Genomic DNA, 7,873 nt, shown 5'->3' on the forward strand with positions numbered 1-7,873 from the left:
GATCAGGCTAATCGCTTCAGGGGTTGCGAAACAGTGGCTGGGCCAGCAGTGGCCACTGATCGTCCCAGCCCTGGGTCGGCGGATGCTTGAATTCGCTGCGCACAAACTGGCGGATCCGACCCTCGATACAGGCCATCAGCAGGTTGGCACTGACGATGGCGCTGGCCTGGGTGCGCAGGCCTTCTTTCATCTCCGCTTCACGCAGGATCTGCCGCAGCTGGGTCTCGAGACGGTCGAACACCTGGCTGACCTGTTGGCGCAGCCGGTCGGTTTCGCCGGCCAAGGCTTCACCGGTCATGATTCGGGCCATGCCGGGGTTGCGCTCGACGAAGGCCAGTACCAGGGTCAGGATCTGCTCGCACTGTTTTAGGCTGTTGCCGTCACTCTGAACGATCATCTTTACCCGTGAGAACAGGGTCTCTTCGATAAAGCTGATCAGGCCCTCGAACATTTTCGCCTTGCTGGGAAAGTGCCGGTAGAGCGCGGCTTCGGAAACACCGACCTCGCGGGCCAGCGCCGCAGTAGTGATGCGGGCGCCGGGGTTGTTCTCCAGCATCAGCGCCAGGGACTGCAGGATCTGCTCACGACGGGACAGCTTGTCGTTGGTCTGGGTCATCGGGCTTCCTTAGTCTTCCTGGTTGCTGTCGCTGTCATCACTCAGCGCGTTGGTGATCAGGGTACCGACGCCAGCATCGTCACTGAAAATCTCCAGCAGCGTGGCGTGAGGCACTCGACCATCGATGATGTGGGCACTGGTGACGCCCTCTTTAACCGCCGACAGGGCGCAACCGATCTTCGGCAGCATGCCGCCGTAGATGGTGCCGTCTTCAATCAGGCTGTCGACTTGGTCGGTCGACAGACCGGTCAGCACATTGCCCTCTTTATCCAGCAGGCCTTCGATGTTGGTCAGCAGGATCAGCTTCTCGGCTTTCAAAACCTCGGCAACCTTGCCGGCCACCAGGTCGGCGTTGATGTTGTACGAGCTGCCGGAGTGGCGGCCGACGCCGATCGGTGCGATGACCGGGATAAAGTTGCTGTTGACCAGGGTGTCGAGCAGCTCGGTGTCGATCTGCGAGACTTCACCCACGTGGCCGATGTCGATGATCTCAGGCGCGGTCATCTCCGGGGTCTTGTGCTTGACCTTGAGCTTCTTGGCTTTGATCAGCTTGCCGTCCTTGCCGGTCAGGCCCACCGCGCGACCGCCGTTGTTATTGATCAGGCCGACAATGTCTTTGTTGACCAGACCGCCCAGCACCATCTCGACCACGTCCATGGTGGCGCTGTCGGTGACCCGCATACCGTTGACGAAGTGGGATTCGATATTCAGCTTTTTCAACAGATCACCGATCTGCGGGCCGCCGCCGTGGACCACGATCGGATTGATGCCGACGGTCTTCATCAGCACGATGTCACGGGCGAAGCTGTTTTTCAGCTCCTCGTCGATCATCGCGTTGCCGCCGTATTTGATCACCAGGGTCTTGCCGGCAAAGCGCTGGATATAGGGCAACGCTTCGGTCAGTACGTTGGCCACATTCATGGCCGAATCACGGTTCAGGGTCATGGTTGTTTCCTAATTATTTACCTAGCGGACAAATAGGTTCCCTTCCTATTTGTCCATCGTCTTAACTCGCCGTGTTAACAGGCCGGGATCGTCAGGCCGGCATCGACCGCGTGCAGGTTCTGCTGGAACTGGTCGCGGATCCGCGCCAGCGCTTCGGCGGTTTCGGCTTCGAAGCGCAGCACCAGTACCGGGGTGGTGTTGGAGGCGCGCACCAGCCCCCAGCCATCCGGGTAATTGACCCGGATGCCGTCGATGGTGTGCGGCTCGCCACCGGGGTAGTCAGCCTGTTGTAGCTGTTCGATGATGCTGAACTTGTTCTCGTCGGTGACCTCGATATTGATCTCCGGGGTGCTGTGATCCTCCGGGAAGGCCTGAAAGATCTCGTCGCAGGTGCGGCTTTCATTGGACAGGATCTCCAGCAGTCGGGCGGCGCCGTAGAGACCGTCATCGAAACCGTACCAGCGCTCCTGGAAGAAGATATGGCCGCTCATCTCACCGGCCAGGTGGGCGCCGGTCTCTTTCATGCGTGCCTTGATCAGCGAGTGGCCGGTCTTCCACATCTGCGGCTTGCCGCCGCCTTCCTCGAGCACCTTGTGCAGCAAACGCGAGCATTTGACGTCGTAGATGATCTCGGCGCCGGGGTTGCGGCTGATCACGTCCAGGCCGAACAGCATCATCAGCCGATCCGGATAGACGATATGGCCTTTGTTGGTCACTACGCCGACCCGGTCACCGTCGCCGTCAAACGCCAGGCCGACATCGGCGCCCTGGGCTTCGACCTCGGCGATCAGGTCCTTCAGGTTGGCGGGCTTGCCCGGGTCCGGATGGTGGTTCGGGAAGTTGCCGTCGATGTCGCAGTACAGCTCGGTCAGCTCGCAACCCAGCGCCTTCAGTAGGCGCGGTGCCAGCTCGCCGGCCACACCGTTACCGCAATCGACTACCACCTTCAGCGGGCGGCTGAGTTTGACGTCGCTGACGATCCGCTCGATGTAGTCGTTGGAAACGCTGATCTTGTTGATCGCGCCCTGGCCATCGACGTAGTCCTGGGTTTTGATCCGGGTCAGCAGGGCCTGGATATCGTCACCGGACAGGGTCTTGCCCTGGATGACGATCTTGAAGCCGTTGTAATCGGATGGATTGTGGCTACCGGTGACCATCACGCCGGAACGGCTCTCGAGAATGTTGGTGCCGTAGTAGGTTACCGGGGTTGGAACCATGCCGATGTCGAGCACGTCGCGACCGCTGGCGCGCAGGCCTTCGATCAGCGCGGCGCTCATCTCGGGACTGGAGAGGCGGCCGTCGGCACCGACGACGACGCGTTGCTCGTTTTGGGCGGCGGCTTCGGCACCGATGGCGCGGCCGATGTGGTAGACCACGGCAGGGGTGAGGGTGTCACCGACCACGCCGCGAATATCGTAGGCCCGGAAGATGGATTCGGGCAGATCCTGAGGGACAGGGTAATCCATGTAAATGCTTTCCTTTAGCAGTGGATGAGCACCGGTTGTCGAAATGGTGCCTCGATCCATCAAAACTGATCAGTGGCGGCCGGAATGACCAAAGCCGCCTTCGCCACGATCGGAGTCGCTGAACTCGTCGACGATCTCGAAATCGGCCTGGACCACCGGGACCAGCACCATCTGGGCGATCCGCTCGCCCGGCTCGATTCGGAAACTCTGATTGCCGCGATTCCAGCAGGACACCATCAGCTGGCCCTGGTAGTCGGAGTCGATCAGCCCGACCAGGTTGCCGAGTACGACCCCGTGCTTGTGGCCCAGGCCAGAGCGCGGCAGCAGCATGGCGCACAGAGCGGGATCTTCGATATGGATCGCCAGTCCGGTTGGGATCAGCTGGGTTTGACCGGGCTCAAGCTCGACCGCCTCGTCGATCAACGCGCGCAGATCCATGCCGGCAGAACCGGGGGTGGCGTAAGCGGGAAGCGGGAATTCGGTGCCGATGCGGTCGTCGAGAATTTTTACCTGTAATTGTTTCATCTAACTGTCTCTGGATCGTCGTCACTGGATGGTGAGCCGGGCTCAAGATCCAGTGAGGTTAATCGTTGTTTATGAAGCTTCGTCTGAAGCGTCAGATTAATTATTGGGTTTGAGTCGCTGGGCGATCAGCTCGACCAGGGTTCGGGCCAGTTTGTGCTTGCTGGTCTGGTCGATCCGTTGCTGGTCGTCGGCACTGACCACCGTGACGGCGTTCTCATCGCTGTTAAAGCCGATCCCCGGTTGCGCCACGTCATTGGCGATCACCAGATCGAGCTTTTTGCGTTCCAGCTTGCCACGGGCGTGTTCGATTACCTTTTCGGTCTCGGCGGCAAAACCCACCGTGAACGGTCGTTGGGGGTGGGAGGCGACCGTGGCAACGATATCGGGGTTTTTGACCAGCTCGATCGTCATCTGCTCGTTGTTCTTTTTGATTTTCTGCTCGGCAACGCTGGCCGGCCGATAGTCGGCCACTGCAGCGGCGGCGATAAACAGATCGCAGTTGCCCAGCTGTTTTTCAGCCGCGTCGAGCATCTCTTGGGCACTGTCGACCCGGACCAGTTCAACACGAGGTGGCGGAGCCAAAGAAGCCGGGCCGCTGATCAGGGTGACCTTGGCGCCGGCTTCGGCAGCTGCTTCGGCCAGGGCATAGCCCATCTTGCCGGAACTGTGGTTGCTGATATATCGGACCGGATCGATCGCCTCGCGAGTCGGGCCGGCGGTGATGCAGACCTGCTGGCCGCTCAGGGTTCCCTGTTCAAATTCGGTCGCGCAAAGCTCGGCCAGCTGTTGCGGTTCCAGCATTCGGCCGGGGCCGCTGTCGCCGCAGGCCTGGTCGCCCACACCCGGTCCCCAGATCTCCATACCCAACTTTTCGAGTGCGTCGACATTGTCGGCGGTGCGCTGGTCGCGCCACATCGCCTGATTCATCGCCGGGGCAATGGCAATCTGAGCATCGGTGGCCAGGCAGAGGGTGGTCAATAGATCGTTGCCCATCCCTGCGGCCAGGCGTGCGATAAAGTCGGCGCTAGCCGGTGCGATCAGCACCAGGTCGGCCCATTTGGCCAGCTCGATATGGCCCATGCCGGCTTCGGCTTCCGGGTCCAGCAGGTACTGGTGCACCGGGTTGCCGGACAGCGCTTGCAGGGTCAGCGGGGTGATGAACTCGGCTGCTGCCGGGGTCAGCACGATACGCACGTCGGCACCGGCGGTTTTCAGCTGTCGGGTCAGCTCGGCGCTTTTATAGGCGGCGATACCGCCGGTCAGGCCGAGCAGGATACGTTTGTTGGTCAGTGAGTCTAAAACCTGTGTCATGGCAGTCGCTTGACGGTTAGTAAAAGCTCACTATGCTAACACTGGCTTACGCATCTGCGTAACTGCCTTTTTAGATGCCGATATTTCAGGGAGGAGATATGGCGATATCCGATTGGCCCCTGTCGGAGCGGCCGCGAGAAAAGCTACTGCGCCGTGGCGCGCAGTCGCTGTCCGATGCCGAGTTGCTGGCGATCTTTCTGCGTACCGGAGTGGCTGGAAAAAGTGCGGTCGATCTGGCCCGGGAGCTGATTGCTGAGTTTGGAAGCTTACGAGCCTTGGTGGCGGCCGATCAGCAGCACTTTTGTCGTGCCAAGGGTCTGGGGCAGGCCAAGTTCGCTCAGCTGCAGGCGGTGCTTGAGATGGGGAGGCGTCACCTGAATGAAGAGCTGCAGCGGCTGGACTGTTTCACCAGTCCGGCGCAGACCATGGCGTTCTTGCGCCGTCATCTGCGTGATCGTCAGCGCGAAGTGTTCGCCCTGATGCTGCTTGATAATCAGCATCAGTTGCTGCATTACGACGAACTGTTCGAAGGTACCCTCGATGCGGCGGCGGTTTATCCCCGTGAAGTGGTTAAGCTGGCGTTGCAGCACAATGCCGCCGCAGTGATCCTGGCCCATAATCATCCATCCGGTATTGCCGAGCCCAGTTTGGCCGACCAGCAGATCACCGAACGGTTGAAGAATGCGCTGGCGCTGGTGGATATTCGGGTGCTGGATCACCTGGTTGTTGGAGAAGGGCGGCCGGTCTCCTTCGCAGAGCGAGGCTTGCTTTGAAGCCGAGTTTGACCGGTCGAATAAAAAACGATCAATTGTTTGCCATCGCTAGACCTTTGCTATAGTATCCGCGCTCCTGTCCAGGGTACGGGATTTTTGTCTTCAATGGGTGAGGACGCTCCGCCTGAGGCACCAGATTCAGTAATGAGTAGTGATTGGACTCCTGGATCGATCAGTCGCCAATAGAATTGGACAAGGGTATATAGGTTTTATCATGGCTAAAGTATGCATGGTTACAGGCAAGCGCCCTGTAACTGGGAACAATGTTTCCCACGCTCAGAACAAGACTCGTCGTCGTTTTCTGCCGAACCTTCACTGGCATCGTTTCTGGGTAGAAAGCGAGAACCGCTTTGTACGTCTGCGTGTTACCTCTAAGGGTATGCGTGTTATCGACAAGAAAGGTATCGATGCGGTTCTGGCCGAAGTTCGTGCCAAAGGCATTAAGGTATAAGGAGCGGAACGATGCGCGATAAGATCAAGATGGTTTCCAGTGCCGGCACCGGTCACTTCTACACCACCGATAAGAACAAGCGAACCACTCCGGAAAAGCTGCAGATGAAAAAGTTTGACCCGGTTGTTCGCAAGCACGTCATGTACAAGGAAGCTAAGATCAAGTAATTTTGATCGAGAGCATTCTCAAAAAGCCCTGCTAGTCAGGGCTTTTTTGTGCCTGCTTGTTTTGTGAATGGCGATTGTTGGAAGCGAGTCGATGCCTGAGTTACCCGAAGTAGAGACCACCCGGCGTGGGATTGCCCCTCACCTTGAGGGTAGATCGGTTGCTGGAGTAACGGTGCGCCAGCCTAAGCTTCGCTGGCCGGTGCCGGATCACCTGGCGCAAACTTTGTGTGGGCAACAGATCCGCACGGTTGCAAGGCGAGCGAAATATCTATTGATTGAGTGTGAGACCGGAACCCTGATTATCCACTTGGGAATGTCCGGTAGTTTGCGCCTGATCGATGGGGCTTTGCCTGCGGCCAAGCATGACCATGTCGATATTCAGTTGGATAACGGCTGCGCATTACGGCTAACCGATCCTCGTCGTTTCGGTTCTGTGCTTTGGCAGAGAGAAGAGGACGAGGAGCACCCGCTGTTGCAGCAACTGGGGCCCGAGCCCTTCGATACGATTTTCAACGGTAAGCGGCTCTATCAAATGTCGCGGGGCAAGCGTCAGGCAGTGAAGCTATTTATCATGGATAACCGTACTGTCGTGGGGGTCGGGAATATCTATGCCAATGAAGCGTTGTTTCAGGCTGGTATCGATCCCCGTCGAGCGGCAGGCAGAATTTCGCAGGCGCGTTATCACCTGTTGGCGGAAAAGATCCAGCAGATATTAAGACGGGCGATAGAGCAGGGTGGTACAACCCTGAAAGATTTTGTTGGCGGCGACGGAAAGCCGGGTTACTTCCAGCAGCAGTTGCATGTGTATGGGCGTGGTGGTGAAGAGTGCGATCAGTGTGGTTCGATGCTTCAGCAGGTAGTGCTGGGGCAGCGGGCCACGGTATTTTGCCCAGAGTGTCAGCGCTAACCTTCAGTCACTTTTTAATAGGCAAAAGAAAACCCGCACAAGGCGGGTTTTGCAATCCTTAGCAGCTTAGTGCTGGCACCCAGTCCTTTGGGTGGATATTGGGGCAATCCTTGCCGGCATTCCGTGCCAAGTCTCTTCATCCTGAAGAGTTCCTGTGCCGCATCCTTACGGCTAGTGCGTCCATGCACGACAAATATAAGTGGCAGTCGATTGTCGGGCTATAGGAATAATTCCTATTTTTGCGTATAGGTGTGATTTATCGTCATTTGAGACTTATCAAGGGCGTGGTTAATCCCGTATTTGTTCATGTTTTGAGCAGTCTTAAAAAGATCTGATTTTTTTGTTGTTTGGGTGTTGACGGTCGAAAACTGTCGCCTATAATACGCGCCTCGCTTGAGACGAAACGTCCTAACGGACAACGACACAAGCAACGCTCTTTAACAAATCGACCATGCAATTCGTGTGGGCACTTGCTGGGATAGGACAGCAGATATTCTTCGGAATATCACAAAGACTTATCAAAGTAAGTGACTCGTGAATTCATACGACACTATACGTACTTACGTTTAGTTAAGTTATTCCAGTTTTACTTTGAGCAAAAATTTGTTGGCTTCGGCTAACAACTTTTTTGAACTGAAGAGTTTGATCATGGCTCAGATTGAACGCTGGCGGCAGGCTTAACACATGCAAGTCGAGCGGTAACAGGACTAGC

Annotated in this window: 9 protein-coding genes and 1 rRNA gene; 5 read left to right on the plus strand and 5 right to left on the minus strand. The window is 57.3% G+C overall.

What is annotated here, in order from left to right:
- Window positions 1–16: 16 nt before the first annotated feature.
- The 5 genes from slmA to coaBC all read right to left on the minus strand — a co-directional run bounded on the left by slmA (window position 17) and on the right by coaBC (window position 4,863).
- Complete coding sequence (gene slmA, locus DV711_RS16285) at window positions 17–616, minus strand: nucleoid occlusion factor SlmA (protein WP_114696768.1); 600 nt, start codon at window positions 614–616, stop codon at window positions 17–19.
- Between the two features lie 9 nt (window positions 617–625).
- Complete coding sequence (gene argB / locus DV711_RS16290) at window positions 626–1,561, minus strand: acetylglutamate kinase (protein WP_114696769.1); 936 nt, start codon at window positions 1,559–1,561, stop codon at window positions 626–628.
- 74 nt (window positions 1,562–1,635) lie between these two features.
- The gene (locus tag DV711_RS16295; protein ID WP_114696770.1) at window positions 1,636–3,027 is read right to left on the minus strand and encodes a phosphomannomutase/phosphoglucomutase; all 1,392 of its coding nucleotides are present in this window, start codon (window positions 3,025–3,027) and stop codon (window positions 1,636–1,638) included.
- Window positions 3,028–3,096: 69 nt separating this feature from the next.
- The gene (dut, locus tag DV711_RS16300) at window positions 3,097–3,552 is read right to left on the minus strand and encodes a dUTP diphosphatase (protein ID WP_114696771.1); all 456 of its coding nucleotides are present in this window, start codon (window positions 3,550–3,552) and stop codon (window positions 3,097–3,099) included.
- A gap of 96 nt (window positions 3,553–3,648) precedes the next feature.
- On the minus strand, window positions 3,649–4,863 hold the full coding sequence (coaBC, locus tag DV711_RS16305) for a bifunctional phosphopantothenoylcysteine decarboxylase/phosphopantothenate--cysteine ligase CoaBC (protein ID WP_114696772.1): 1,215 nt from the start codon (window positions 4,861–4,863) through the stop codon (window positions 3,649–3,651).
- A 98-nt stretch (window positions 4,864–4,961) separates the two neighbouring features.
- On the opposite strand from coaBC, the gene radC reads away from it, so the two are divergent.
- The 5 genes from radC to DV711_RS16330 form a co-directional block, all read left to right on the plus strand.
- Entirely contained in the window at window positions 4,962–5,636 is a 675-nt protein-coding gene (radC, locus tag DV711_RS16310) for a RadC family protein (protein WP_114696773.1), read from the plus strand.
- Window positions 5,637–5,850: 214 nt separating this feature from the next.
- Window positions 5,851–6,087, plus strand: a complete 237-nt coding sequence (gene rpmB / locus DV711_RS16315; protein ID WP_114696774.1) for a 50S ribosomal protein L28 — start codon at window positions 5,851–5,853, stop codon at window positions 6,085–6,087.
- Between the two features lie 11 nt (window positions 6,088–6,098).
- The gene (gene rpmG / locus DV711_RS16320; RefSeq protein WP_114696775.1) at window positions 6,099–6,254 is read left to right on the plus strand and encodes a 50S ribosomal protein L33; all 156 of its coding nucleotides are present in this window, start codon (window positions 6,099–6,101) and stop codon (window positions 6,252–6,254) included.
- Between the two features lie 91 nt (window positions 6,255–6,345).
- On the plus strand, window positions 6,346–7,161 hold the full coding sequence (mutM, locus tag DV711_RS16325; protein WP_114696776.1) for a bifunctional DNA-formamidopyrimidine glycosylase/DNA-(apurinic or apyrimidinic site) lyase: 816 nt from the start codon (window positions 6,346–6,348) through the stop codon (window positions 7,159–7,161).
- A gap of 630 nt (window positions 7,162–7,791) precedes the next feature.
- Window positions 7,792–7,873, plus strand: a 16S ribosomal RNA gene (locus DV711_RS16330); the annotation flags it as partial.

This window comes from Motiliproteus coralliicola, from assembly GCF_003345655.1.
Classification (GTDB): Bacteria; Pseudomonadota; Gammaproteobacteria; order Pseudomonadales; family Balneatricaceae; genus Motiliproteus; species Motiliproteus coralliicola.

Coding starts and splice junctions, on each gene's coding strand:
- dut (WP_114696771.1), bottom strand. CDS start 3,552: ATGAAACAATTACAGGTAAAAATTCTCGACGACCGCATCGGCACCGAA.
- radC (WP_114696773.1), top strand. CDS start 4,962: ATGGCGATATCCGATTGGCCCCTGTCGGAGCGGCCGCGAGAAAAGCTA.
- coaBC (WP_114696772.1), bottom strand. CDS start 4,863: ATGACACAGGTTTTAGACTCACTGACCAACAAACGTATCCTGCTCGGC.
- argB (WP_114696769.1), bottom strand. CDS start 1,561: ATGACCCTGAACCGTGATTCGGCCATGAATGTGGCCAACGTACTGACC.
- slmA (WP_114696768.1), bottom strand. CDS start 616: ATGACCCAGACCAACGACAAGCTGTCCCGTCGTGAGCAGATCCTGCAG.
- rpmG (WP_114696775.1), top strand. CDS start 6,099: ATGCGCGATAAGATCAAGATGGTTTCCAGTGCCGGCACCGGTCACTTC.
- mutM (WP_114696776.1), top strand. CDS start 6,346: ATGCCTGAGTTACCCGAAGTAGAGACCACCCGGCGTGGGATTGCCCCT.
- DV711_RS16295 (WP_114696770.1), bottom strand. CDS start 3,027: ATGGATTACCCTGTCCCTCAGGATCTGCCCGAATCCATCTTCCGGGCC.
- rpmB (WP_114696774.1), top strand. CDS start 5,851: ATGGCTAAAGTATGCATGGTTACAGGCAAGCGCCCTGTAACTGGGAAC.